Origin of the sequence: Lacrimispora sp. 210928-DFI.3.58, from assembly GCF_020554865.1 — a bacterium.
Lineage (GTDB): Bacteria > Bacillota > Clostridia > Lachnospirales > Lachnospiraceae > Enterocloster.
In genome coordinates, this window is sequence record NZ_JAJCIC010000003.1 from 49,661 (window position 1) to 75,520 (window position 25,860).

The 25,860-nt window shown below is 41.4% G+C and carries 32 protein-coding genes and 2 pseudogenes; 33 read left to right on the plus strand and 1 reads right to left on the minus strand.

The window, feature by feature from the left end; all coding sequences use genetic code 11:
* Positions 1-3 precede the first annotated feature (3 nt).
* From LIZ87_RS02715 to LIZ87_RS02815, 21 genes and pseudogenes are all read left to right on the plus strand, one after another.
* The gene (locus LIZ87_RS02715) at positions 4-474 is read left to right on the plus strand and encodes a hypothetical protein (protein WP_015530037.1); all 471 of its coding nucleotides are present in this window, start codon (positions 4-6) and stop codon (positions 472-474) included.
* A 69-nt stretch (positions 475-543) separates the two neighbouring features.
* Positions 544-963 carry a nuclear transport factor 2 family protein gene (locus LIZ87_RS02720; protein ID WP_003864537.1) on the plus strand — a complete coding sequence of 140 codons (420 nt, stop codon included), beginning with the start codon at positions 544-546 and terminating at the stop codon, positions 961-963.
* 47 nt (positions 964-1,010) lie between these two features.
* The gene (locus tag LIZ87_RS02725) at positions 1,011-1,439 is read left to right on the plus strand and encodes a hypothetical protein (RefSeq protein WP_008118560.1); all 429 of its coding nucleotides are present in this window, start codon (positions 1,011-1,013) and stop codon (positions 1,437-1,439) included.
* Positions 1,440-1,459: 20 nt separating this feature from the next.
* Positions 1,460-2,461 carry a helix-turn-helix transcriptional regulator gene (locus LIZ87_RS02730; RefSeq protein ID WP_227145192.1) on the plus strand — a complete coding sequence of 334 codons (1,002 nt, stop codon included), beginning with the start codon at positions 1,460-1,462 and terminating at the stop codon, positions 2,459-2,461.
* A gap of 240 nt (positions 2,462-2,701) precedes the next feature.
* Positions 2,702-3,469: a zinc ribbon domain-containing protein gene (locus LIZ87_RS02735; protein ID WP_002594697.1), complete on the plus strand. Its 768-nt coding sequence runs from the start codon at positions 2,702-2,704 to the stop codon at positions 3,467-3,469.
* A gap of 212 nt (positions 3,470-3,681) precedes the next feature.
* Positions 3,682-4,257 (plus strand): transcriptional repressor LexA, encoded by a 576-nt coding sequence (gene lexA, locus LIZ87_RS02740; protein WP_015530046.1) that lies wholly within the window; start codon positions 3,682-3,684, stop codon positions 4,255-4,257.
* Between the two features lie 130 nt (positions 4,258-4,387).
* Positions 4,388-5,113 carry an ImmA/IrrE family metallo-endopeptidase gene (locus tag LIZ87_RS02745; RefSeq protein ID WP_002594700.1) on the plus strand — a complete coding sequence of 242 codons (726 nt, stop codon included), beginning with the start codon at positions 4,388-4,390 and terminating at the stop codon, positions 5,111-5,113.
* Positions 5,114-5,669: 556 nt separating this feature from the next.
* A complete protein-coding gene (locus LIZ87_RS02750) occupies positions 5,670-6,257 on the plus strand; it encodes a hypothetical protein (protein ID WP_055291085.1) in 588 nt (195 codons plus the stop codon).
* 105 nt (positions 6,258-6,362) lie between these two features.
* Complete coding sequence (locus LIZ87_RS02755; protein ID WP_195993838.1) at positions 6,363-6,923, plus strand: type II toxin-antitoxin system PemK/MazF family toxin; 561 nt, start codon at positions 6,363-6,365, stop codon at positions 6,921-6,923.
* Positions 6,916-7,137: an excisionase gene (locus LIZ87_RS02760; protein ID WP_022146404.1), complete on the plus strand. Its 222-nt coding sequence runs from the start codon at positions 6,916-6,918 to the stop codon at positions 7,135-7,137. The genes LIZ87_RS02755 and LIZ87_RS02760 overlap by 8 nt, the downstream gene beginning before the upstream one ends.
* Positions 7,138-7,230: 93 nt before the next feature.
* Positions 7,231-7,449, plus strand: a complete 219-nt coding sequence (locus LIZ87_RS02765) for an excisionase (protein WP_022146405.1) — start codon at positions 7,231-7,233, stop codon at positions 7,447-7,449.
* A 12-nt stretch (positions 7,450-7,461) separates the two neighbouring features.
* Positions 7,462-7,680 carry an excisionase gene (locus LIZ87_RS02770; RefSeq protein ID WP_022146406.1) on the plus strand — a complete coding sequence of 73 codons (219 nt, stop codon included), beginning with the start codon at positions 7,462-7,464 and terminating at the stop codon, positions 7,678-7,680.
* An 11-nt stretch (positions 7,681-7,691) separates the two neighbouring features.
* A complete protein-coding gene (locus LIZ87_RS02775; protein WP_024853349.1) occupies positions 7,692-7,946 on the plus strand; it encodes an excisionase in 255 nt (84 codons plus the stop codon).
* An 11-nt stretch (positions 7,947-7,957) separates the two neighbouring features.
* Positions 7,958-9,199 (plus strand): tyrosine-type recombinase/integrase, encoded by a 1,242-nt coding sequence (locus LIZ87_RS02780; protein WP_022146408.1) that lies wholly within the window; start codon positions 7,958-7,960, stop codon positions 9,197-9,199.
* A gap of 274 nt (positions 9,200-9,473) precedes the next feature.
* Positions 9,474-9,947: pseudogene (metG, locus tag LIZ87_RS02785) on the plus strand (methionine--tRNA ligase subunit beta); the annotation flags it as partial.
* Between the two features lie 238 nt (positions 9,948-10,185).
* A complete protein-coding gene (locus tag LIZ87_RS02790) occupies positions 10,186-10,659 on the plus strand; it encodes a DUF6075 family protein (RefSeq protein WP_002596299.1) in 474 nt (157 codons plus the stop codon).
* Positions 10,659-10,835, plus strand: a complete 177-nt coding sequence (locus LIZ87_RS02795) for a hypothetical protein (RefSeq protein WP_002596300.1) — start codon at positions 10,659-10,661, stop codon at positions 10,833-10,835. Before LIZ87_RS02790 ends, LIZ87_RS02795 begins: the two co-directional genes overlap by 1 nt.
* Before the next feature lie 23 nt (positions 10,836-10,858).
* The gene (locus LIZ87_RS02800) at positions 10,859-11,641 is read left to right on the plus strand and encodes a ParA family protein (RefSeq protein ID WP_002596301.1); all 783 of its coding nucleotides are present in this window, start codon (positions 10,859-10,861) and stop codon (positions 11,639-11,641) included.
* Positions 11,634-12,515, plus strand: a complete 882-nt coding sequence (locus LIZ87_RS02805; RefSeq protein WP_002596302.1) for a ParB/RepB/Spo0J family partition protein — start codon at positions 11,634-11,636, stop codon at positions 12,513-12,515. The genes LIZ87_RS02800 and LIZ87_RS02805 overlap by 8 nt, the downstream gene beginning before the upstream one ends.
* A gap of 15 nt (positions 12,516-12,530) precedes the next feature.
* On the plus strand, positions 12,531-13,595 hold the full coding sequence (locus LIZ87_RS02810) for a DUF6017 domain-containing protein (RefSeq protein ID WP_002596303.1): 1,065 nt from the start codon (positions 12,531-12,533) through the stop codon (positions 13,593-13,595).
* Positions 13,576-13,908: a DUF6050 family protein gene (locus tag LIZ87_RS02815; RefSeq protein WP_038259775.1), complete on the plus strand. Its 333-nt coding sequence runs from the start codon at positions 13,576-13,578 to the stop codon at positions 13,906-13,908. The genes LIZ87_RS02810 and LIZ87_RS02815 overlap by 20 nt, the downstream gene beginning before the upstream one ends.
* 46 nt (positions 13,909-13,954) lie before the next feature.
* Here the strand turns inward: LIZ87_RS02815 and LIZ87_RS02820 are convergent, their stop codons facing one another.
* Positions 13,955-14,161: a helix-turn-helix domain-containing protein gene (locus tag LIZ87_RS02820; RefSeq protein WP_002596305.1), complete on the minus strand. Its 207-nt coding sequence runs from the start codon at positions 14,159-14,161 to the stop codon at positions 13,955-13,957.
* 100 nt (positions 14,162-14,261) lie between these two features.
* On the opposite strand from LIZ87_RS02820, the gene LIZ87_RS02825 reads away from it, so the two are divergent.
* From LIZ87_RS02825 to LIZ87_RS02880, 12 genes and pseudogenes are all read left to right on the plus strand, one after another.
* Complete coding sequence (locus LIZ87_RS02825; protein ID WP_002596306.1) at positions 14,262-14,423, plus strand: hypothetical protein; 162 nt, start codon at positions 14,262-14,264, stop codon at positions 14,421-14,423.
* A 38-nt stretch (positions 14,424-14,461) separates the two neighbouring features.
* The gene (locus tag LIZ87_RS02830; RefSeq protein WP_014081156.1) at positions 14,462-14,830 is read left to right on the plus strand and encodes a hypothetical protein; all 369 of its coding nucleotides are present in this window, start codon (positions 14,462-14,464) and stop codon (positions 14,828-14,830) included.
* Positions 14,831-14,922: 92 nt separating this feature from the next.
* Positions 14,923-15,579, plus strand: a complete 657-nt coding sequence (locus LIZ87_RS02835) for a hypothetical protein (protein WP_002596308.1) — start codon at positions 14,923-14,925, stop codon at positions 15,577-15,579.
* 78 nt (positions 15,580-15,657) lie between these two features.
* Positions 15,658-16,206 carry a hypothetical protein gene (locus LIZ87_RS02840; protein ID WP_002596309.1) on the plus strand — a complete coding sequence of 183 codons (549 nt, stop codon included), beginning with the start codon at positions 15,658-15,660 and terminating at the stop codon, positions 16,204-16,206.
* Between the two features lie 114 nt (positions 16,207-16,320).
* A complete protein-coding gene (locus LIZ87_RS02845) occupies positions 16,321-16,746 on the plus strand; it encodes a hypothetical protein (protein WP_002596310.1) in 426 nt (141 codons plus the stop codon).
* Between the two features lie 119 nt (positions 16,747-16,865).
* Entirely contained in the window at positions 16,866-17,342 is a 477-nt protein-coding gene (locus LIZ87_RS02850; RefSeq protein ID WP_002596311.1) for a PcfB family protein, read from the plus strand.
* Positions 17,343-17,560: 218 nt separating this feature from the next.
* A pseudogene (locus LIZ87_RS02855) lies at positions 17,561-19,192 on the plus strand (VirD4-like conjugal transfer protein, CD1115 family); the annotation flags it as partial.
* Between the two features lie 107 nt (positions 19,193-19,299).
* Entirely contained in the window at positions 19,300-19,515 is a 216-nt protein-coding gene (locus LIZ87_RS02860) for a Maff2 family mobile element protein (protein ID WP_071144656.1), read from the plus strand.
* Between the two features lie 3 nt (positions 19,516-19,518).
* The gene (locus tag LIZ87_RS02865) at positions 19,519-20,391 is read left to right on the plus strand and encodes a VirB6/TrbL-like conjugal transfer protein, CD1112 family (protein ID WP_038259682.1); all 873 of its coding nucleotides are present in this window, start codon (positions 19,519-19,521) and stop codon (positions 20,389-20,391) included.
* 63 nt (positions 20,392-20,454) lie between these two features.
* Positions 20,455-20,850 (plus strand): PrgI family protein, encoded by a 396-nt coding sequence (locus tag LIZ87_RS02870; RefSeq protein ID WP_002596354.1) that lies wholly within the window; start codon positions 20,455-20,457, stop codon positions 20,848-20,850.
* Between the two features lie 67 nt (positions 20,851-20,917).
* On the plus strand, positions 20,918-23,260 hold the full coding sequence (locus tag LIZ87_RS02875; protein ID WP_418536083.1) for a VirB4-like conjugal transfer ATPase, CD1110 family: 2,343 nt from the start codon (positions 20,918-20,920) through the stop codon (positions 23,258-23,260).
* Positions 23,260-25,848: a CD1108 family mobile element protein gene (locus tag LIZ87_RS02880; protein WP_002596356.1), complete on the plus strand. Its 2,589-nt coding sequence runs from the start codon at positions 23,260-23,262 to the stop codon at positions 25,846-25,848. The genes LIZ87_RS02875 and LIZ87_RS02880 overlap by 1 nt, the downstream gene beginning before the upstream one ends.
* The last annotated feature ends 12 nt before the right edge of the window (positions 25,849-25,860 follow it).

The following is a 25,860-nucleotide window of genomic DNA, read 5'->3' on the forward strand; positions in this document are numbered from 1 at the left end:
AATATGGGCATATTAGAAATAGTTTTTAATTCAAGAAAATTTGATTTGAATGATGATGTTCTGATGGGATTTGATAATTACTTTGATAAAAAAAGTAAGGATTATAATAGCTTTTGTTTAGACGAAGAAGATATTAATCCTTTACAAAACTTTGTAGCACAGATTAAGTCTGCTGACTCAGATAGTGTAATTTATGTATCTACTTATGGCTATGAAATCACAAATAGTAAAGGAGAAAAATCAACATACGCCGATGCTCTTTGGATTGACACAGTTTTACCTATTTCCCAAATAGAGAGATATATTGAAAAAAGTGGTGTTGCTGAACCAAGTAATATTTCTTTTGTTGGAGATAGTGATGAATGTGGAAACTATAAAGTATGGATTATAGCTCAGGAAGAGAATAATCCTCATATTATAGAGTTGACTGACCGCAAGAAGATAGACCATATGATAATATTATATTGGGATTGATAAGTTATAAAATTCCCATTTATTGGAAAGTCGCTGAGAACGAAAAATCGAAAGTTATGGAGGTACTTTATGAACGAGAGAGAAAAAATTATCCGATTATGGTTTGATATGTGGATTAAGAAAGCAGATTTAGGAATTGACAATATTTTTACAGATGATGTTGTATATACTGAGAGTTGGAGTCCTAAATATGAAAACCGCAAAACGGTAAAGCACTGGTTTGACGAATGGAATACACGCGGAAGTGTTCTTGTCTGGGAGATTAAGCAATTTTTTCATCAAGGAAATCAAACAATCGTGGAGTGGTATTTTAAAAGCAAAATGAATAATGGAAATGTTGAAGAATTTGACGGAATATCTTTAATTGTATGGACACAGGATAACAAAATAAAATCATTAAAAGAGTTTGGTTGCAATCTTCATAATTACAATCCATATCGAGATAGTGATATTCCCGTATTTCGAGAAGAAAAAGCAAATTGGTTTTGAGAGGACTATAAATTCAAGTTTGTCGAGCAAAGGAGGTGCTGTAACAGATGGATGAACATTCCTATGACGATATAATCAATCTGCCGAATCCGACATCGAAGAACCATCCTCGTATGTCACTTCACGACAGAGCAGCACAGTTTGCACCTTTTGCGGCACTTACAGGACACGATGCAGCCATTAAAGAGACTGCAAGGCTAACAGATGAACGGTTAGAGTTAAGCGATGAAGTCATTATGAAATTAAATGACCAATTAAATATGATTAGAGATAATATCGGCACAGAACAGGAAATATCAATAACTTATTTCGTGCCTGATGATAAAAAATCCGGAGGAGCATATCTCACGCATTCCGGCATAGTGAAAAAGATTGATGAATTTGAACGCAAACTGATTATGCAGGATGAAACAGTAATTCCGACTGAACAAATCAGCGTGATACAGGGAGAAATGTTCAAAGGACTATATGAGTAATAGCTTGGAAAGGGCAAACAATGGAAACAAAGCCGAGAATATTATACTTAAAGAAAATATTAGAGGAACGAACGGACGAGGAACATCCGCTTTCGACGACGCAGATAATCAATATATTGAATGATGAATACGGAATATCTGCACATAGAACGACGGTCACAAAAGATATTGCTGCACTTCAGGAGTTTGGAATGGATATTGTTACTATCCATTCTACTCAGAGCAAATACTTTGTAGCCAGTCGTAAGTTTGAATTGCCGGAACTGAAACTGCTGATAGATGCAGTGGAGTCATCGAAGTTTATTACAAAGAAGAAAAGCAAAACGCTGATTGAGAAGATACATACGATGACCAGTCCGGGGCAGGTGGCAAAGTTGAAGCGTAATAACTATGTGGTCAATCGAATTAAGCCGGATAATGAGCAGATATATTATATCATTGACGCTATAAACGATGCCATCAATACAGGTAAACAGATTTCTTTTCAGTATTATGATTATACCGGATTAAAGAAAAAGGTTCTGAAGAACAAGGGCGAAGTGTATAAGCTCAGCCCGTATAAACTTCTCTGGTGTGGGGACTATTATTATGTTCTCGGATATTCAGAGAAGAAAAGCAAGGTTATCAATTTCAGGGTAGACCGTATTGCTTCCAAGCCGGAGATATTGGATAAAGATATTATTCCTATGCCGGATGATTTTGATATTGAGAATTACACAAAGGAAGTTTTCTTTATGTTCTCAGGCGAGAAAGTTCTTGTGGATTTACGGTGTGATAACAGCTTGATGAAAACAATGGTTGACCGTTTTGGAGAAGATGTGACAACTCTTGCGTATGATATGACTTCTTTCAGAGTACAGACCGAAGTATCAGCCAGTCCGACCTTTTTTGGTTGGGTGTTTGGCTTTAATGGCAAGGTACAAATACTTGCACCGGAAAGTGTGAAAGAACAGTACAGGCAGATGATTGCACAAGCCGATGAGGGTATGCAGCAAAAAGAAAACAAAGAACAGGAAATCTAACACTCCAAAGCATACGATGTCAAGAAACGGCAGAATCTTCTTGAAAAGCTCGCAGTATGAATATGCCGAGGGCGTGGAGTTTGAAGTTTATCCGTCTGCGGATACAACCGACCCAAACTATTATTGTGAAAATTTGTTAGCCGTGAACGAAAAAGCTGAGTAATAAGGACAGCAACTGCGAGTTGCTTGTTTGAGATAATGCGTGAGACTATAATAAAGGTGTAAGGGAGGTACTGCATAATGGATACAAAACAGGTTATACTTGAACTTCGCACTCAAAAGGGAATGTCGCAGGATGAGCTTGCAGAAAAAGTTTTTGTAAGTCGTCAGGCAGTTTCACGTTGGGAAAACGGAGAAACAGTTCCGAATACGGAAACATTGAAATTGCTGTCAAAAGTATTAGATGTTTCCATAAATACACTTTTAGGCTCACCGAGAAAGCTTATTTGTCAATGCTGCGGAATGCCGCTTGAAGATGATGATATTATCGGACACAATCACGACGGTTCTTTCAACGAGGACTATTGTAAGTGGTGTTATGCCGATGGAACATATACTTACAATGATATGGACGATTTGATTGAAGTTTGTGTTAAGAATATGGTAAGCGAGAATTTCACGGAGGAACAAGCCCGTTCTTATATGAAAGAGCTGCTTCCTACTTTGGATTACTGGAAGAAATATGATGAGCTTAGTGATAACGGTCAGTTTGAAGAATTCAAGAAAAAGTTAATCAATGAAATTAACGAATTGAATGTTGACGGAATGCCAAAGGTGGAAAAACTGAATACCCTTGTGGGAAAGTATGTGAATCTTGAGTACCGGCTTCCGAATGGGCAAGCGGCTAAGTTTTTGAATGAGGCAAAGACATATCTGGGCAATCAGCTTGAATGTGAATACGGCGGCGATAGATGTTTCGGCGTTGTTGCAGATATGGATTTTATTCTTATTTGCACTTATGAAGAAGACGGTAAGAATCCGGAACTTGTATTGTATAAGAAAAGATGAGGATAGAGAAAAATAGTAAGCCATTGGAGTTAATGATTTCAGTGCAAGCAAAGAAATTTTGAGGTGTTAGCAAATTGCGACACCTCTTTTCTTTTGCGAAAAACCTACTTGAAAAATTTTTCGTATCAGGTATAATAAAACTATCGAAAGCAAACTGCTTCCGATAGAAAAGAAAGCGAGGTGCAGGTATGAGAAGCAAGAGTCCTGAACTTATGAGTGAGATAAAAAAATATATCGAGGATTATTACCTGCAAAACAGACAATCCCCATCGACTACAAAGATTGCTGAAGCTGTTGGTATTGCCAGAGGTACAGCATACAAATACTTGGTAGAAATGGCTGAGAAGAATATGATTGAGTACGACGGGCAGGAGATTCGCACCAATGTGACCCGTAAGTACAGTGGCGAACAGACACAGACACCGATTGTAGGTTCTATTCCTTGTGGTAGTCCTCAGTATGAGGAAGAAAATATTGAAGAATATGTATCACTTCCTACTGCTATTTTCGGCAAAGGAGATTTCTTTATATTAAGAGCAAGCGGTCAGTCTATGATTGAAGCAGGGATTGATGACGGCGACCTTGTGGTTGTCAAAAAGCAGGTAGAAGCCAATGAGGGCGATATAGTAGTTGCCCTTGTGGATAATCAGAATACATTGAAACGTTACTTCAGAGATGATGAGAATAAGAAAATCATTCTCCATCCGGAAAATAAGAAGATGAAAGACATCATTGTAGATGAGTGCTGCATTCAGGGTGTGGCTTGTCACATCATCAAAGAACTATAGCAGAGGACAGACGAATGAGAACACTTGAAGGAATTCGCTATCTAATCAATTTGGATAGTGCGGAAATACAACAGAACTTTGCCGGAGGAGTTGCACCGCCGGACAAGGTGGAGTCGGAGGTGGACACAACTTGAGTATTTATATGTCAAGAGCCGAGTTGGAAGAAATCAGCGAAGGCTTGATAACAGCTTATGCTAATAAGTTTAGCAATCGAGTGATTCAATCCATCGACATAGAACATTTCATTACAGAATTTCTTATGTTACGAATTGAATACGCTTCTTTCGCAGAAGATGATGCAGGCAGGATTGGTTTTCTGGCAGATGGAGCAACACCACTGCTGGTACATCAGGACGGAAAAATTATTCCCTTTGTTTTCCCGAAAGATACCATCGTACTTGATAAATTTCTTCTTGCTGAAAAGGAGCAGGGACGTCGCAGATTTACAATGGCACACGAAGCGTCACATCATATCTTGAGTAAGATGTATGCAATGCCGAGTGAAGGACGCTTTCATGCAGAGTATGACAGTGAGCGTAGTTATTCCAAAGAGGAACTGGCTCAGATGTTTGCGTCTGTTGAGTGGCAGGCAGATACAATGGGAGCTTCGCTTCTTATGCCGAGAAGAATTATTGAAAATGCCTTGGCGAAATATAATCAGTCAAATCCGATAAGAGTTTATGGCGATAATACCATTACTTCAAAGGATAAAGCAGTTATCCGCAGAATGGCAGCTTATATCGGAGTATCTTATACAGCCTTGGTTATCAGATTGAGAGATATGGGGCTATTTGAGTATCACAATATCCTTGAGTACATTTCCAATGAGTTAAATCTGGGAGGTGTTTCACAATGAGGTTACAGACTCAGGTAGCACCTGAAATACAAAAGAGATTGCTTCTGTCAAGAGTAGAAGCAGAAAGTCTGAAAGAGCGTGATATTCTCTGCCCGACTTGTGGGTTCAGGATACAAAGAGTTTTTTCAGACGCAACCGGACATTTGAGTGTGAAGTGTCAGAAATGCAAGAATGTCCATATCTTAAATCTCGCTTACTTCCGCAGAATCCGTAGGAACGGATATGGCAGGAATTGCAGGCGATGAAGATTACAAGTAAATATCGAAACGATTTCTAATCGAGTAAGCGGAGATAAGCAATTTATTTGCTAAACTACCAAGCACCGTACGAAGCCGGATAAGTGAAGAATAGAAGTATTCTTTGCTGTCCAGATTCGACGGTGCTTTTTTTGTTGCTGTTTTATTCGATTATGCTTCGTGCAGTATTAGGTCTTTTCCCTTACTTGGGAAAGGACTTTTATGTTTTATAACGTATGGCAGTGCCAGATAGCTGAGTACCCGTAATCTCCGAATTTTGAAACTTATCAATTTTTCAAAATTCAAAGGAGATTACGGAAATGAAAAACAAACTTACATTAACAGAACAAGAAGAATTATTTGTAAAGGATTGTAAACTGATAAATCTTAAATACGAATATAACGGTTATACCGGAGCTGAAAGATGGGCGATTATTACGGAATTATCGGTAAAAGAGCTTTGGGAGAAGTATCCCCTTGTTATAGAAAGATATTCTCCGTTTGTTCATCTTTCCATTGCACAGGGAGAGGTAATTGACGATGCAAACCGAAATGAGGACAAGTATGCAAAGAGAAGCAGTCGCACACTTGACTGCTATGGATATGACGATGAAATGTCCTCACAGTTCCATAAAGAACTTGCCATTATGTTTGACGACCCGTTTGAAAGAGCAGAGGAAGAAAGGCTTGAACTGGAAAGAGAAGAATTGCGTCAGTGTGAAATCAGGAAAGCAAGGATAGCACTTTCAATGTTGCAGCCACTTCAAAGGGAACGCCTTATGAAGAATGTGTGCTGCGGTCTGAGTTCCAGAGCGATTGCAAAGCAGGAGGGCGTATATTACAGCTCCGTAGATAAGTCTATTGCAGCGGCGAAGAAAAACTTTATCAAATTTTATGAAAATCTCTGATTTTGGGTGTGCATTTCAGCACCCTTTGTCCAAATGAGTGAAGGGGTTATTTCATTCCGGATACGAATGACACTTTAAAAATTAGATTCTTGTGAGGTTATGCATATGAAAGAAAAAATGATTTGTCGTGGGGATTTATTCTACTATGACTTTGGAGATAACAGTGGTTCAGTACAAAGCGGAGAGCGTCCGGTGCTTGTCGTTCAGGCAGACGATTATAACCAGAATGCTCCAACGATTATTGTTGCAGCGGTTACAAGTGTAATCAAGAAAAGATATTTGCCATCACACATTATTCTTGGCGAGGAGTTTGGACTGAAGAAACCGTCAATGGTTCTTCTGGAGCAGATACGGACAGTCAATAGAGAGGATTTGCGTGAATACATAGGTACGGTAGATGACGATAAACTTTTTAGGCAGATAAACGCAACTTTGAAAAAGACTTTTGGACTTTGGGTTTACAAGCCGGAGGGGAAAGAAAATATTCGTTGTCTATGCTCGAAGTGCCTGAATGATTACATCCACAATCCGGACTATATTGTAAGGCGACTTGACCCATTTGCAAAGCGAAAAGACAGATGTGATAAGTGTGATGGGGATGGTTGGGATTATGTTGTTACCGACAGATATTCATCCAAGAAAGAAAAGAGGTGCAAGAATGTCTAATAGCAGTGTAAAGAAGCTGAGTTATAATGTACCTCTTTGGCATAAGCCTAATTTGTCGATTGAAGAAGCATCTATATATTCCAATATTGGAACAGGAAAACTTTATGAAATGACGGAAAAGCAAGATTGCCCGTTTGTACTTTGGATAGGAAGCCGCCGAATGATAAAGCGAAAAATTTTTGAGGAATATATTGCAAATCAGTATTCTATTTAATGAAAAAGTCAAATCTGCGATGAGCAAATTCGCATCGTTGGCTCAGCGTAGATTTTTAAGTATGCTGTAACCACGCAAAGGAGGTTACAGCATATGAACAACGAAAAAGATGAAACAATCTATAATGTCCCACTTTGGGAGAAAGTAATGCTTACAATTGATGAAGCCGCAGCTTATACAGGTGTTGGAAGCAGAAAAATCAGACAGCTTACCGATAATGAAAGATGTCCGTTCGTTTTATGGAATGGCTCAAAGCGACTTATCAAGAGAGAAGAATTTGTTGAATTTATAAAAAAGCAGTATTCGATATGAGGAGGTATTATTGTGAGTAATCCAGTAAAAAAAGAAAGATTAGAAGTACCGATATGGCATAAGCCGTATCTGACCATTGATGAAGCTACTGCCTATACCGGCATTGGCAGAGAAAAACTTCGTGAAATGACAAGGTTTGCTGACTGTCCATTTGTGTTATGGGTGGGAAAACGCCGAATGATAAAAAGAGAATTGTTTGATGAGTACATTGAAAAAATGTATGAGATTTAGGAGGTGGAACGATGAATGTGGATTTTGCAGATGAAGAAATGATTGCTTATCGGGAAAGCCTTATAGAAAAGAAAAAAGAGCAGCCATTTTGGAAAAAGAAATGTTTGTCGGTAAATGAAACAGCCGCTTATACAGGTATCGGAAGGGGAAAAATACGAGAGCTGATGAAAAGGAAAGATTGCAATTTTATGACGACAGACGGTTATCAGGTGTATGTCATCATCGACAAATTTGTGGAATTTTTAAATAGCAGGAATGAAATATAGGAGGAACAGCCGTGGCAAGACCAAAACGAAAAGATAAAACAAGGACAGTTCTTCGCACGGGAGAACTTCAAAGAAGTGATGGAAGTTATCAGTACAGTTGGACTGATGAAAACCATAAAAGAAGATATGTCTATTCAAAAACGCTTGAAGCACTCAGGATTAAAGAGGAAGCGATTGAGAAAGACAAAAGTGATGGCATAAAAGCGGAAGCACGATATGTTACACTCGATGATTTATATGAGTTGTGGAAAGACCTGAAGAGAGGATTGAAAAACAACACTTTTGAGAATTACAAATATATTTATGAAACCTTTGTACGTCGGCAAATCGGTTCTAAGAGAGTTTCAACATTTTTGAAATCAGATATTAAGAGATTTTACAATTATCTGGTTGATGAGCGAGGCTTGAAGCCTGCAACGGTTGATGGTGTCCACAACATTCTTCATCAGATATTTGATATGGCGGTTGATGATAACTATATCAGAAACAATCCGACAAATAATGTTTTAAGGGAATTGAAAAAAGCTCATTGCTTCAAGACAGAAAAACGCAGGGGACTTACTAGACCTGAGCAGGAATTGTTTATGGATTATCTGAAGAACTCTAATACAGCAGTGTATTGGTATCCGGTGTTTGCAGTAATGCTTGGAACGGGGTTAAGAGTTGGAGAAGTTACTGGACTCAGATGGTGCGATATTGATTTGGAAGATGGGATTATAGATGTTAATCACACGTTGGTTTATTATGACCACAGAACTTCTGAAGGAAAAAAGGGCTGCTATTTCAATGTGAATACTCCAAAGACAGAAGCAGGAAATAGACAAGTTCCGATGCTCGATTTTGTTAAAGAAGCATTTGTTATGGAAAAAGAAAGACAAGAACTGCTAGGAGTTCACTGCGAAGCGACCATAGATGGATATACAGATTTTATATTTCTCAATCGCTTCGGACAGCCACAACATCAATCGACTTTGAATAAGGCAATCCGACGCATAATCCGTGATTGCAACGATGAGCAGTTTTTGAAAACAGAAAACCCAGAAGTGCTTTTACCACATTTTAGTTGTCATTCGCTCAGACATACATTTACAACAAGAATGTGTGAAGCAGGTGTAAATATAAAAGTTATTCAGGATACACTCGGACATAAGGATATAACAACAACCTTAAATATCTATACTGATGTAACAAAGGAACTAAAAAGAACTGAGTTTGATGGACTGGATAAATACTTTAATAATTCAATAGCGTAGGAAAAAGTGGCGTACTTTAAAATGAAAATTGGTACGCTGCTTTTTTTGGTCTGATTGACTTATTCAATAATAAAGATTATAATTTAGTAAGCAATCCGATTGAAGAACCCATTCTCTCAATCGGGATTTACATCAAATACATCAAATAATACAACTGCTTATGCGGAAAGTAATCAATTTTAAAGGTAAACAAGGCTTTTTATCTGATTGAAAAAAGCAAAGTAGGGAGTTGCTCAGGAATATGAGTGGCTTCGGAATTGCGTCGGAGAAAGTCCCGACAATGAAGTCCTTAGACGCTAAGAAGGGCGAAGGGAAGGCTGAAAAGGCAGTAGAAAATGCTGCTGTGGCAGAGGAAAAGGTTGCAGAAAAGATTGATTTCTCCAACGTAAAAATCGAACCATTGTTTGAAGAAATGATTGATTTCGATACCTTTGCAAAGGCTGATTTCCGTGCAGTAAAGATTCTGGAATGTGAAGCAGTACCGAAGTCAAAGAAGCTTTTAAAGTTCACTCTGGATGACGGAACAGACCGGAAACGCACGATTTTAAGCGGTATTCACGAGTATTACGAGCCAGAAGATCTGATTGGCAAGACAGCGATTGCAATCGTAAATTTGCCTCCGAGAAAGATGATGGGCATTGATTCCGAGGGTATGCTGATTTCAGCAGTACACGAGGAAGATGGACATGAGGGATTAAATCTTCTCATGGTGAATGACCGGATTCCGGCAGGTGCGAAGTTGTACTAAGAATCAGAAAATCCATAGACTTTTATGAGTTTATCGAGTGTTTGACATCAAATTGACATCAAATTTGTGTCATTCGGTGGACTAATATGGACTGAAAAGGGATGTTTTAGAAATCAGAACCTTTCAAAACTTAATAGTTGAATGCTATTAAAAGGACATTTTCCAATAAAACGGAGAGTGTCCTTTTTCTGTTGTTATGGTCAAAACAAAATCAAAATAACACAAGGAGGGTTCTATTATGACAAGTACAGCGTTAGGAGCAGAAACCAAAAAGGAAGAAAAGATTATTTTTATCAGCGATGCACATGAGAAATTCTACTACGAGAAGTTAAAGGAAGTCCGGTATCAGGATGTTTACCACAAGGCACTCTGCTATTGTCTTGGGATCAGCGATGATACCAGAAGAAATGTTTACAGAATTTATGATTTCAAAACAGGATGCGTAATAACAGAGTGTTTACACGAAGGCTGGCAGACCAGTGGAAGTGTGAGAGTGATCAGAATGGCATTCAATCTGTATTGCAATGGAACACCAAGTGTTTCCGATTATGAAGATGCAGAAGAACAGGTGGACGAGTGCAGGCAGTACACGGTGGAGGAAATATTCTGCTGTGCTTATGCACCATATTTCTGGCAGGCAATTCAGATTCGGTATCCGGAATATGCCACATACAACCATAAGCTGTATGCCTTATTGGGAGGAACAGACTAATGTTAAAAGTCAGATTGATGGGAACAAAGAATGATATTAAGTGGTTCGGAAAGATTTTGCAGAGGAATCCGAAAGTGGAAGTAACGGAGTTTTCCGAGATGTATCCGAATAAGGGAACGAAGAAATTTTACAGGGCGTATGTAGAAGTAAAGAAAAGAAACGTAGCAGAAAAATAGCAGAAAACAAAGGAGAATCTATCATGTGTAAAATAATCGCAATCGCAAACCAAAAAGGTGGTGTGGGCAAGACCACCACAACCAGTAATTTAGGCATAGGATTGGCAAAACAGGGCAAGAAAGTCCTGCTGATTGATGCCGATGCACAGGGCAGTCTGACAGACAGTCTTGGCTTCACAGAGCCGGACAAGCTAGAGGAAACACTTGCAACAGCACTTGGCAATATCATCAATGATGAAGATATGGAAGCGGATTATGGTATCCTGAAACACAAAGAGGGAATTGACCTGATGCCGGGAAACATTGAGCTTTCCGGTCTGGAAGTATCACTTGTAAATGTGATGAGCAGAGAGCTTGTGATGCGTTCCTACATAGAGCTGGTAAAGGATAATTATGATTATATTCTGATTGACTGTATGCCCTCTCTCGGCATGATTACTATAAACGCTTTTGCCTGTGCGGACAGTATTCTGATTCCAGTGCAGGCGGCATATCTTCCGGCAAAAGGGTTGCAGCAGCTTATTAAGACCATAGGAAAGGTCAGGAGACAGATTAACCCGAAGCTGATGATTGAGGGGATTCTGCTGACAATGGTGGATGCTCGAACCAATTATGCAAAGGACATTACTGCATTACTGGTGGAGAATTACGGTAGCAAGGTGCGGATATTTGAAAACAGTATTCCCATTTCCGTCCGTGCGGCAGAGATTTCCGCAGAGGGTGTCAGTATCTACGAACATGATCCGAAAGGCAAAGTAGCCGCTGCTTATCAGTCTTTGACGGAGGAGGTGCTTGGGAATGAGTAAAGCAGGAAGTGCCGCAAAGGTAAAATTAAGCAGTTATGATGATTTATTTGGAAATGCAGAAGAAAAGACAGGGAGCGAAGAGCAGATTATCAGAGCCAAGCTCACGGATTTGCATGAGTTTAGAAATCATCCGTTCCGTGTACTGGACGATGAAAAAATGGAAGAAACAACGGAAAGCATCAGTAAGTATGGGGTGCTCGTACCGGGAATTGCAAGACCGAGGGCAGAGGGTGGCTATGAAATCATAGCCGGACACCGCAGAAAACGAGGTTCAGAACGGGCAGGAAAAGAGGATATGCCTGTGATAGTCCGCAATTATACAGACGATGAAGCTACGATTATCATGGTGGATTCCAACATTCAGCGTGAGGACATTCTGCCAAGTGAGAAGGCGAAAGCTTATGCCATGAAATACGAGGCTATGAAGCATCAGGGCAGAAAAGGAAACGGAAATACGCTTGACGAGGTAGGAGAAGCTGCCGGAGAAAGCGGAAAGACGGTGCAACGGTATATCTGGCTTGCAAGGCTGTCCGATGAGCTGCTAGAGTTGGTTGACAGAAAGAAAATCGGTCTGGTACAGGGTGTTGACATTTCCTTTCTGTCGGAAGATGCACAACAGTGGGTGCTGGTAATCCTTGAGGAAAGCGGAGCAAATATTTCCACAGTACAGTCTGCCAAGCTGAAGGAATATGGGAAAAGCGGCGAACTGACGCTGCCGATGGTGCGTCTGATACTGACCGAGGAAAAGCCGAAAGAGAGGAAAGTTACAATCAAGTCTGAAAAAATCAGCCAGTTTTTTTCAGAGGAATACTCCAGCGAAGAGATTGAGGGGATTATCCTGCAATTATTGGAGGAATGGCAGAAGAAACAGTAAAGGGGGTGCGGTAAAATGGGTAAACAGATACAGTTTGATTATTACTATGGGATTGAAGCAGAACAGTTTTCCTTTTATCGTGTTCCTCGGTTGCTGATTAAAGACGAGCGTTTCAAGGGGCTTAGCAGCGATGCCAAGCTCCTGTACGGTCTGATGCTTGACCGTATGTCACTGTCTATGAAAAATGGCTGGTTGGATGAAGAAAACAGAGCCTATATCATTTATACTCTTGATACTGTCATGGAGGATTTGGGATGTGCAAAAGCAACCTGTGTTAAGATTATGAAAGAGTTGGACAGTGATAATGGGATAGGATTGATCGAAAAGAAACGCAGGGGACTTGGAAAACCGGATATTATTTATGTAAAGAATTTTGCCACAATAGGAGAAGCAGAAGAAGAAACGCCTGCAAATGCTGATGTTTCCACAGAAGTTCAGGATTTGAACCTCAAGAGTTCTAAAAGTTATACTTCCAGAAGTTCAGAAACTGAACTTCAAGAGGTTCAAAAAGCAGACTTCCAGAAGTCTAAAAATTTTACTTCAAGAAGTACAATATCTGAACTTGCGGAAGTTCAAAAAGCAGACCCTAATTATACTAACTATAATCATACTAACCAGAGTAATATTGATAGGAATTATATCAATCCTATCAATCAATCCGGCAGTGAGTTGGAAGGGGAGATTGATGTGATGGAAGATGTCAATGCTTACATGGAAATCATCAAAGAGAATATTGAGTACGAACATCACATGAAATATGGCAGATGGCAGGACAAAGGGCTGTATGAGGAATTGTATGAGGTAATCTGCGAGATTGTATGTGTGAAGCATAAGACTGTTAAAATCGGTGGAAATGATTATCCATATGAGCTTGTAAAATCAAAGTTCCTCAAACTGAATAGCTCCCATTTGGAATATGTGATAGGATGTATGCAGGAAACAACTACGAAAATTGCAAATATCAAGGCATATATGGTAACAGCTCTTTATAATGCACCCTCAACGATGAATCATTATTATCAGCAGGAGGTACAGCATGATATGTACGGAGGTGGCTGGAATGAAAAGAATATTGGTTAAAATTGTGCTTCCGGTATCGTTGCTGGCAGTTTGGATGATAACCTGTTATCCGATTTGCAGAAAAGCAGAAGGATTTGATTTTTTCCTGTATTGGGTACTGGTCGGCTGTCCTTATGGGATCAGAAAAATGTGTATGATTCTCATACCAAAAAATTTCGGAATTGCAGGAAGTATAGGAATACTGGCACTGAACTGTATTGTAGGTGGTCTGATTGGCGGTGTGGTTGTAATTCTGAGAATGGTTATGGTGCTGATGGAGATAATAAAGATAATCAGTGATACTTCTGGACACGATGTCCAAAGGTGCAGATGAAAAGCGAAAATGAAAAAGGCATTGTTCATCAATCAGAACAACACCTTTAATTATCATCCGGGACGTATTCCATAATCTCTTCAATCCGGCAGTTAAGTATCTGGCAAAGCCTGTTTAAAATAAGCGTTTTTACAACAAGGTTCTGCCGAAGCCGCTGAAGCTGTGCTTTATCAATGCCATAATCTTTGATAAGCTGGTACTGGCTGATTCCTTTTTCCTTTAGCGTACGCCAAAGCGGATCGTATTTAATCATACTGAAAGCTCCTTTCCACACTTGTATTCTAAGTGCATGAAACATATAATAATATGGTGCGTGTACGCACCATAAAACATACAAGGAGAGTAAAAAAGTTATGGAACATAATGAGTTTAAGGATCAGCTATACGAAGTATTAGATGAAAATGATGTGGCTTTAGGGATTGAGGATATAGATACCTCTGATGCCGCAAATATTTTTACAATAAAAACAAGGGACGGAAGTGTTTTTGAAATAGAAACACGGAAGATTGAATAAGAGGCAGCACGATGCCTCGAAACAGGAGGTTTGCAACTGTGGAGAAAAGTTACATTACAGACATAGAACGGGAACGGTGCAAAAAGGTTGCCGCAGCCTATGCAGAACTGTATGAGCTGGAAAGCATTTTGGTATTGGATGTAGGACGGTACGGTTTTGTGAAGCTGCAATATTACACACCGGAGTATGGATTTAATGATGTTATAACCTATACAGACAGTGAGAGTATGTTTGAGGACTTATGGCAGGAATGGCTTGATACCCGGCTCTATCTCTTCGCAAAGGGAACGCCGATGCTGGAAATGGGATATGAGGAAATCTTCAAATGTCTGCCGGAGGAAAAACAGAAAGAGCTTTTAGAGCAAAAAGCAGTATTTGCAAAAATGGCAGAAATAGAACTGAAATAAAACAGCGTCAGGGCAGTTATGAATTGAAAGATTTGTAGCTGCCCTTTTTTTATTGCTTTTGGACACGATGTCCAGAAGCGGAAAGGAGCAAAATGGAATCATTACGAGATGTAAAAAGAGTTATGGAACGGGAGATAGAGAAAGGGAGCTGCCCATTACAGTTTGAATATCTGGAATTTGGAGAAAAACCGTTTCAGTTCATAGAATCAGAGGAAAAGCTGAATGAGGTGCTTTCGTATTTGTTGCGGTTGGGGGAATATAGAGGATATACGGAGCATCTTGTAGGAAATAACGTGTATATGGATTTGGATATGTTGTGCCGGAAAATTCAGTTTAAGCGTACCCATTCCCCTGTGGAGCGTAGTGAAATCCAGTGGAAAATACAACGCTATAAAAATAAACTGAAACCGGACTATGCAGGTAAGGTTTGTTTAGAAATAGTGCAGTGCGTTTTCAGTCTGCCGGAAGGAGCAGCGGAGAAGTACCAGATTGTATATGATGGACAGAAAACCTATGCTTTTGCCATGTCAAATAAGTATATTCTGGGACTTTTTACTCATTGTGAAGCCGCAAGAAAATCTGCTGTGGAGGACGGTGTGGAGTTTGTACATCTGCCGGAGAATGAACAGAAAATCGTCAGTCTTGAAAATGTGAGGAATGTGTTGTTTCAGGCATTGCTGCTTGATAATGTTACGGTGGAGAATGGTCTGTTCCATGCACAGATGTGTACGGTTATGCTGTTGAAATAAATGTACCGGAAATATTTGATACAGGCATAAATTTTGTTATAATGGCTTTGAACAGAATTTGTCCGAAAGAGGGATTGTATGAAACCAAATCATCATTCACTGGCATATAAACAGCAGAAACAGCCGAATAAGACCTATAAGGATTTAAAACAGAAGCAGAAGATGAAAATAGCAGACTGGATGTTTCGGGAAACCTGCATTTTCTATAAGGAAAATGGAGAGATACCAAATGAGGAGGTAGCAAAGCAGATTATTGACCGGATTTATGAAAAACTGAAATCTCTTGCAATCTGGGTTCCGTATGAAGAGGTTTACCGAGCATATCTTTTAAAATTGCCACGATATGAGCTTCGTATTGCGGAAAATGGGATACCGGAAGAAAAGCCGCCGAAGGAGAAAAAGGAGGATGTGCCGAAAAAGAAAAAGGGAAGCAGTAATAAGCGGTGTCCGGTATGCGGCAGGAGAATGAAACAGCAGTTTATTGGTTTGCAGCATTGCAAATGTGGAATGAGCTGGAAAAAGGACATCGGCTTTTTTGAGCGAACCGGAGATATGGTGTTTGCCTTGGAGCGGAGAAAAATAGGAAATAAACAAAAACAGTGCCCTGTCATTCGATATAAGGAATAGGGCATGGAAAAACAGAAAACAGCGTCAGGGCAGTTATGAGTCGAAAGATTTGTAGCTGCCCTTTTTTATTGCTTTTGGACACGATGTCCAGAAGCCGGATGGAGGTCAGATGAAATGAAAAAGAGAGAATTTCAGAAAAAAGCAGCCGCAGCGTTATTGGGAAAACTGGCAGATGTTGTGATGGAACTGGAAGAAAATCCAAACATCACAATAACGTCGGAGTATCATAGTAGCTATTTTAAATTGAGAAAGAATTACAATCTGATTCAGATTTCGGTCAAGCAGACAGGAGAGCTGACGTATCAGTTGACGGATATGCTGGGAAACACAGGCAGAAGTCAGATTTATGTACAATATCATGCTGGAGATGATCCGGAACATTTGATAAAGAAGTTTGTTGAGGATTTTGGGCGGCTTTATAAGGATTTTCTTTTAGCGGGAACGCTGCATGATTTTGTTCGTATCCAGTTATCTGTGGATGCAGATACAGAGGAAGCATTAAGGGAGTACGAGGACTGTATCAGAGCAGGCTGCCTGTAAATCAGAATTTTTGGACACGATGTCCAGAAGCGGAAAGGAGAGAACATGAAATATTTACTACATCGGCTGCTTGTTCCGCCCTGAAGGAACAGCAGTAAAAAGGAAAGAAGGAGGTACAGATGCAGGAAGAAGTAACGCAGAAAACAATCGCCCTTGTGATTAAGGCTGCAAAGCTGGATGCCAATATCCTGAAATCTGCCATGAGAATGTATCTGAATCATTGCAGAAAACAGGCACAGAAAACGCATGGGAAAGTGTCGGTTAAGGAACTGGTGGGCGAGGGTGCAGGTGCTTCATCCATTGAAATCACAGATGGCAATATCAAATCCTTTGAGCGGGTAGCTCGTAAATACAATGTTGATTTTGCTGTGAAAAAGGATAAGACCACCGAGCCACCGAAGTATCTGGTATTTTTCAAGGGCAGGGATGCCGATGCTGTGGCACAGGCATTTAAGGAATTTGTTTATGGAAATGAGAAAAAGAACAGTAGGACTTCTGTAAGGCAGAAATTAAAGCATTTCCGGGATGTGGTATCAAAGGATCAGAACAAAGAACGGAGCCGGGAAAAGAATAAGGACAGGGGGCAGAGCCTATGACTAATATCATAGCAGGCATTACCAAAGATTTAAAAGCTGTCCCCAAAAAGCTGAAGGAAAAAGCAAAAAGTGCAGATGTTAAAAAGCTGATACTGCTGAATCTTCCCTATGTGCTTGCCGGGTACTTCTGTAATAAGGCAGCATTTTTATGGAGAGTGGCAGAGGGCAGTAATGCGTCTGACAAGATGATGGTAGTAATGAGCCAAATGGACAGGATGTTTTCCAATCCGTTCCCCAGTTTTTTTCTGAGTGATTTGCTGATTGGAATCGCCGGAGGCGTTGCCTTAAAATTCATTGTTTATTATAAGGCGAAGAATGCCAAGAAATTCCGGCAGGGTGTGGAATACGGTTCTGCACGGTGGGGGAATGCCAAAGATATAGAGCCATATATGGATTCTGTATTTGAAAATAATATTCTTCTGACCGCTACGGAGCGTCTGATGATGTCCGGCAGACCGAAAGAACCGAAGTATGCAAGAAATAAAAATATTCTTGTGATTGGCGGTTCCGGCTCCGGTAAAACAAGATTTTTCGTGAAGCCGAACCTGATGCAGATGCACTCGTCCTATTGCGTCACTGACCCGAAAGGCACAATCTTAGTGGAATGTGGGAAGATGCTGAAGCGGGGCAAGTATAAGATTAAAGTCCTCAACACCATAAACTTTGCAAAATCCATGCATTATAATCCATTTGCTTATCTGCGGAGCGAAAAGGACATTTTGAAACTCGTCAACACAATCATAGTCAACACAAAAGGAGAGGGGCAGCAATCCGGTGAGGACTTTTGGGTCAAAGCAGAAAAACTCTATTATACAGCATTGATTGCATACATCTGGTACGAAGCACCGGAGGAAGAACAGAATTTCGCCATGCTGATTGATATGATTGATGCAAGTGAAGCAAGAGAGGACGATGAAAACTTCAAAAATGCTGTTGATCTGCTCTTTGAGGAGCTGGAGGAAAAAGACCCGAACCATTTTGCTGTAAGGCAGTATAAGAAATATAAGCTTGCGGCAGGAAAAACAGCGAAGTCGATTCTGATTAGCTGCGGTGCGAGGTTAGCACCATTTGATATAAAAGAGCTGCGTGACCTGATGGAATATGATGAACTGGAGCTTGACACGCTGGGAGAGGAAAAAAAAGCGTTGTTCGTTATTATTTCTGATACAGATGCTACGTTTAACTTTGTGGTGTCTATCATGTATTCCCAGCTCTTTAATTTGCTTTGCGACAAGGCAGACGATGTTTATAACGGAAGGCTCCCGGTTCATGTGCGTATGCTCCTTGATGAGTTTGCGAACATCGGGCAGATTCCACAGTTTGAGAAGCTGATTGCTACGATCCGAAGCAGGGAAATATCAGCTTCTATTATTTTGCAGTCAAAATCACAGCTCAAAGCGATTTACAGGGACAATGCCGATACCATAGAGGGCAACTGCGACACTACGCTGTTTCTCGGAGGAAAGGAAAAGACCACCCTAAAGGAATTAGCAGAGGTATTGGGGAAAGAAACCATTGACCTGTACAACACCTCGGATACGAGGGGGACGAGCCAGTCCTACGGTCTGAATTACCAAAAGACCGGAAAGGAACTGATGAGCCAAGATGAGATTGCTGTCATGGATGGCGGGAAATGTATTATGCAGCTTAGAGGTGTCAGACCATTTTTCTCGGATAAATTCGATATAACGAAGCACAAGCGGTACAAAGAGCTGTCCGATTATGACAAGAAAAATGCCTTTGATATGGAACAGTATGTGAAACATCTGCACCACTTGAAGGTCACAGAAAAGACAAAGGTAGATGAAGCCTTTGAATGCGGGGAGATTTCCCCGGATACAACTGAATAGGAACATTTGGACACGATGTCCAGAGGTACAGGAGTTTTGCGGATAGAAAGCAATGCTCCTTATTTTTTGCAAAAAATAAATTTTCGGAAAGAACGAGGTAACTGAATATGGCATTTTTTACATCAGCAGTAACAGGATTAAAGACCGTTGTAACCGCAATCGGAGCAGGCGTGGCAGTATGGGGCGTTATCAATCTTCTTGAGGGATACGGAAATGATAACCCAGGGGCAAAATCACAAGGGGTCAAGCAGCTCATGGCGGGTGGCGGTATTGTAATTGTGGCACAGACGGTAATTCCGCAGCTTACAAGCCTGTTTTCCTAAGTCATGGGAGCGATTCTCGACAAGATAACTGAATTTATAAAGGAAATACTGCAAGGGTGGGTCATGGACAACCTTACTACGATGTTTACAGATGTGAATGATAAGGTCGGAACAATCGCAGGGGAAGTCGGCAGGACACCCAGTTCATGGAACAGCGGAGTGTTTTCTATGATAGAGAACCTTTCGGAAAATGTGATGATACCCATAGCGGGCATGATCATCAGTGCGATACTCTGCTATGAGCTGATTACAATGGTCATGGATAAGAACAATATGCATGAAGTAGGAAGCGAGTTCTTTTTCCGTTACCTTATCAAAGCCTGTATCGCTGTGCTGCTTCTCAGCTACACCTTTGACATCACAATGGCGATTTTTGATGTGGGAAACCATATCGTGACCAGAGCAGGCGGTATTGTTTCGGGTTCCACTACCATTGATGTGACGGATACCCTAAAAACCATGTTTGACAGTCAGATTGATACAATGGGCATCGGCGAGCTGATCGGGCTTGGTATCGAAACTATGATTGTCAGCTTATGTATGAAAATCATCTCCCTGCTTATTACCGTCATGCTTTTCGGGAGAATGATTGAAATCTACCTTTATATTTCAGTAGCTCCGGTTCCCTTTGCCACATTCAGTAACCGGGAATGGGGCGGTATCGGCAACAATTATATCAAGGGACTGTGTTCACTGGCGTTTCAGGGATTTTTCATTATGGTATGCGTGGCAATCTATGCGGTGCTGGTATCCGGCATTGCGGTTGCGGACAATCTGCACACAGCACTGTGGTCGGTGGCAGCTTATACCGTTGTTCTGTGTTTCAGCCTGTTCAAGACAGGTTCCCTTGCGAAATCAATCTGGAATGCTCATTAGAACACATTTCAAAGAAAGGAGGGAACAGCCGGGGCTTGCAGTATCAGCTCCGGCTGTGATGTTATGGCAATATCCGTAGCAGTGCCAAAGAATTTAAGCGGCATAAAGACAAAAGTAGCGTTAAATCTGACGAAACGCCAGCTTATTTGCTTCAGCGGTGCAGGTGCGGTAGGGATTCCCTTTTACATTTTTACAAAAGGGTTTATCGGCACACAGGCATCGGCACTTTTGATGGTAGCGGTCATGCTGCCTTTTTTCTTTCTGGCAATGTATGAGAAGGACGGATTTCCGGCAGAGAAGATTCTGTATTTTATGATAAGGCAGAAATTCCTCACACCGGGGATTCGTCCCTACAAATCAGAAAATATTTACAGAAGATTAGAAGAAACAGAGCGTATAAAAGAGGAGGTGCGTAAACTTGAAGAAAAAGCAGGCGGCAGAAAAGCCGGACAGACATAAGAAAAAAGGAAAAACGAAGCCGGGGCTGACCTTTGTGGAGCGGAGAAGGCTTGCGGAGTTAAAACACATGCTTGCCGGAACGAATAAAAACGCAGAAAAGCCCACCACAGCACAGAAGACCATTACCTTTCAGAAGATGTACCGGGACGGTATCTGTCAGGTCACTTCTGGCTTTTATACGAAAATGGTGGAGTTTTACGATATAAATTATGACCTGCTGGAAATCGAGGATAAGGGGGAAATACTGGAGGAATACAGCAGGCTTATCAATTATTTTGACCCGTCTATTAAATTTGAGCTGTTCCTGTTCAACCGACAGGTTAACGAGCAGACCTTAATTGACCAGTTTGACATTCCATTGCAGGCAGATGATTTTGATGATATTCGTGAGGAATACACGCAGATGTTAAAGAAACAGGCTGCAAAGGGAAATAACGGTATTATCAAATCAAAGTATCTGATTTTTGGAATTGAGAGTAAAGGCTTTAAGGAGGCAAGGGCAAAACTTGTCAGCATTGAAGCAGATGTGATTAAAAATTTGACTAATCTGGGCACACACGCTAAGAGCCTTGACGGAAAGGAACGTCTGCGTATCCTGCATGAGTATTTTAACCAGGATACTATGGAGCCTTTCCGTTTTTCTTTTAAGGAACTGGCGGAGTCGGGAAAAAGTGTGAAAGATTACATCGCTCCGCCGGGATTTGATTTTCGCTATCCGAGTCGTTTTAAGGCGGGAAAAATGTATGGCAGTGTGCATTATCTGGATATTATTGCCCCGAAGTTTGATGATGAGTTGTTGAAAAAGCTTCTTGATCTGGATGCGAACCTGACTATTACCATGCATATGCAGACAATGGATCCGGTCAAGGCGATTAAGATGCTAAAAGGTGCTTTGACGAATATTCAGAAGATGAAGATTGAAGAGCAGAAAAAGGCGGTAAGGTCAGGTTATGACATGGACATTCTTCCAACGGACATTATCACTTATGAAAAAGATACCCTTGACCTTTTGGACGATTTAAACAGCAGCAATCAGAAAATGGTAAAGATGACATTTCTTCTGACCTGCTATGGCAGAAACAAGCGGGAACTGGAAAATATCACGCAGAGGGTATCCGGCATTATCCAACAGGCGAACTGCAACCTCAGATGTATGCAGTATTTACAGGAGCAGGGACTGATGGCATCGGCACCAATCGGGTGCAACGATACGGGAATTGAACGGGATTTGACAACAAAGAGTACCGCTATCTTAGTACCGTTCTGTACGCAGGAATTATTTATGCCAGCTCCGGCTATTTATTATGGTTTAAATGCCCTTTCCAACAACATGATTATGGCAGACCGGAAACGGCTTCGTACACCAAACGGTGTGATTCTTGGTACACCGGGAAGTGGTAAGTCTTTTAGTGCAAAGCGTGAGATTCTTTCCTGTTTCCTGATGACAAAGGACGATATTGTGGTCTGCGATCCGGAGGGCGAGTATTTTGCCCTTGTGGGAGCATTGCACGGACAGGTGGTAAGGCTGGCAACCAATTCCAAAGATTATTTAAATCCGATGGACATTCAGCTTTCCCATAAAGGGGATAAGGAAGCCTTAAAGCTGAAATCCGATTTTATCATTACTCTGTGTGACTTGATTGCCGGAGGAAAGAACGGTCTGGAAAATGATGAGAAAGGTATCATTGACGAATGTATCCGTCATATTTACGATGCTTATTTTGAAAATCCCGTACCGGAGAATATGCCTATCCTTGAGGATTTGTATAATGCCCTGTTAGAGCATAAGAACAAAAAGGCAGAACGGATTGCAAACTCCCTTGTGCTATATGTGCATGGTTCGCAGAATTATTTTAACCACAGGACGAATGTAGACAGTCAGAACCGTATCATGTGCTTTGACATCAGGGACTTGGGAAACCAGTTGAAAGAGCTTGGAATGTTAATCGTACAGGATGCGGTCTGGAACAGGGTATCGCAGAACCGGGAGCGTAAGATTGCCACCCGCTATTATTGTGATGAGTTCCACCTTTTGCTGAAGGAGAAGCAGACCGCTATCTATTCGGTGGAAATCTGGAAGCGTTTCCGTAAGTGGGGCGGTATTCCTACGGGGCTGACGCAGAACGTAGGCGATTTTTTGAAGTCGGAGGAAATCGAGGGAATCCTCGGCAATTCCGATTTTGTATATCTCCTGAATCAAAATGCAAAGGATCAGGCAATCCTTGCAGATAAGCTGGGATTGTCAGAAAAACAGCTTGCCCATGTAACCAATTCCGAGCCGGGGTGCGGACTGATTCTGTTTGACAACGTGGTTATTCCGTTCGTAGATAAATATCCGGTAGATACCAAGACCTTTGCGGTTATGAATACCAAACCAGAGGAAAGTGTAAGGCAGGAGGTAAATGAGTAGTGGCGGAGAAAAAGAAACAGAAACCGGCTGCATTTGCACAGGAGAAAAAAACCTTTACCGGAGAAATTCCAAAGAAAGCAAACGAGGGTAAAGGTAAAAAATCCGCAGCATATCAGCCGAGAGATGCAGATACCACTTCTGGACACGATGTCCAGAGGTCGAAAAATACAAAGAAGTATCAGAAAGCAGATGCTTCTGGACAGAATGTCCAAAAGTCCGAGGGAGCAGAAGCCGGAGAGAAGTCTAAAAGCGATTTTATGCAGCCGGACAGCACTTTTACGGAGGAAGCCGGAGAGGAGCAGGGTAGAAAAATTGCCAGCGATGACTACCGCCACAGGGACACCTATCATTCGTCACAGAAAAAGGGCAGGTATCAAAGGCGGGAGATAAAGAGCCGGGAGCGAGTAAAGCAATTTGATTTTGAACAGGATTTCCAGACAAAGGACACTACCTTTACCGAAGAGGCAGAACCGGAATTTCATGGAAGCAAAAAGTTAGACCGACTGCAAAAGAAAGCGGAGAAAGCCAGAAAAAAGACGGAAGCTGCAAGAAAGAAGATTCCAAAGAAAACGGAGTATTCTCTGGAGCGTGTTTTTGATGAAAAGACGGGCAGAACAAAGTATGTATTGACTTCTGTAAAAAAAGAGAAACCATTCAAACCGGACAGTCCGGTAAAAAGAGCGGCTGGCAGGGTGGGAATGGAATCTTCTAATTTTGCCCATAGTAAGGTTGCCGAAGTGGAGAAAGAAAATTCCGGTGTGGAGGCTGCCCACAAGACAGAGCAGAGCGGGGAAGATGTTTACCGCTTTTTCAAAGGGCATTACAAAGGGAAAACGGAAAGACGGAGAGCGAAAGCTGCAAAGCTGGAGAAAAAGCAGATGCAGAAAGAGGTCAATTTCCGTTATCAGAAGTTCTTGGAAGAAAATCCGGAAATGCAGGAAAAGACCATTCAGAAGCAGTTGCAGAAAAGACTGCAAAAGCAGCGTATCAAACGGGAATATGCAAAAGCAAGACGGGCGGGACAGACAGCGAAAGCCGCAAAGGAAACAGCGGCGAAGTCCGGGAATCTTTTTACAGCGGCAGCCAGAAAGATACAGGAGATTGCATCAAAAAATGTTTCGCTTCTGCTTGCCATAGGAGCCTTTTCGGTGCTTCTTGTGATGATTATGACAGCAGTATCTTCCTGTGGGGCGATGTTTGCCGGAGGAATCAGTACCACGCTGGCAGGAAGTTATATGAGCGTTCCGGCAGAAATAGATGCGGCAGATTTAGCTTTTTCTGAACTGGAAAAAGAATTGCAGGCAGAGATTGATGCCATAGAAACCACTTATCCGGATTATGATGAGTACCGTTATAATCTGGCATCTATCGGGCATGACCCATTTGCACTGATCAGCTATCTGTCGGCAGTCCATACGGAATTTACTGCAAGTGAGGTACAGGCAGAAATAGAATATCTGTTTGATGAAATGTATGAGTTGACACTAAATCCTACAGAGGAAACGAGGACAAGGACGGTAACAAAAACAGGCACTCATACGGTAACAGACCCGGTTACGGGGGAAACAACAGAAGAGGAATACGAGTATGAAGTGGAAGAGGAATATACCGTAACCATTCTGGAAGTGACCCTGACAGCAAAAGATTTAAACGTAGTAGTTGCCGGACGCATGAATGAGGAGCAGAGAGAAATCTATGCTTTTTATAACCAGACCCACGGGCTGACACAGCAGTTTTATAAGCCCCTTGATTTATATTGGTACAACTATGTGAGCAGTTATTATGGCTGGCGTATCAATCCGGTCACAGGGCAGGAACAGTTACATCGGGGCGTAGATATTGCAGTACCTACCGGAACAACCGTATATGCGGCGATGGACGGGACAGTAACTACCGCAACTTATGACAGCTATTACGGAAATTATGTAGTGATTGAAGATGAAAAAGGCTACTGCACAAAATATGCCCACATGGATACCTTAAATGTCCGGGCAGGACAGAGCGTGACGCATGGAAATGTGATCGGAACAACAGGGAATACGGGAAGCAGTACCGGAAGTCATTTACATATCGAATGTCTGTATCAGGGGGAATATTATAACCCTCTTTTTTATTTTGAAGCAGGCACGGATACGCTGTATGGCGAAACGCCGGGCAGCGGAAGCGGCGGAGGAAATGTGATACCGCCGGATTCCTATGACGATGCAACCGTGCAGGCACTTATGGAAGAAGCGGCGAGATATTTAGACTATCCCTATGTATGGGGAGGCTCCAGTCCGTCCACCAGCTTTGACTGTTCCGGTTTTGTCTGCTGGGTATTTACAAACAGCGGTGTCCATAACCTGCCACGAACCACAGCACAGGGCATTTATAACCAGTGTACGCCTGTGTCGGCGGCAGATGCAAAGGCGGGGGATATTATCTTTTTTACAGGTACATACAATTCGGGCGTACCAGTCAGCCATGTGGGGATTTACTGCGGAAACGGGGTCATGATTCATTGCGGAGATCCAATCAGTTACGCTTCAATCAATTCGTCCTATTGGCAGAGCCATTTTTATGCGTTTGGAAGATTATCAGGAAATTAAAATAACAGGAAG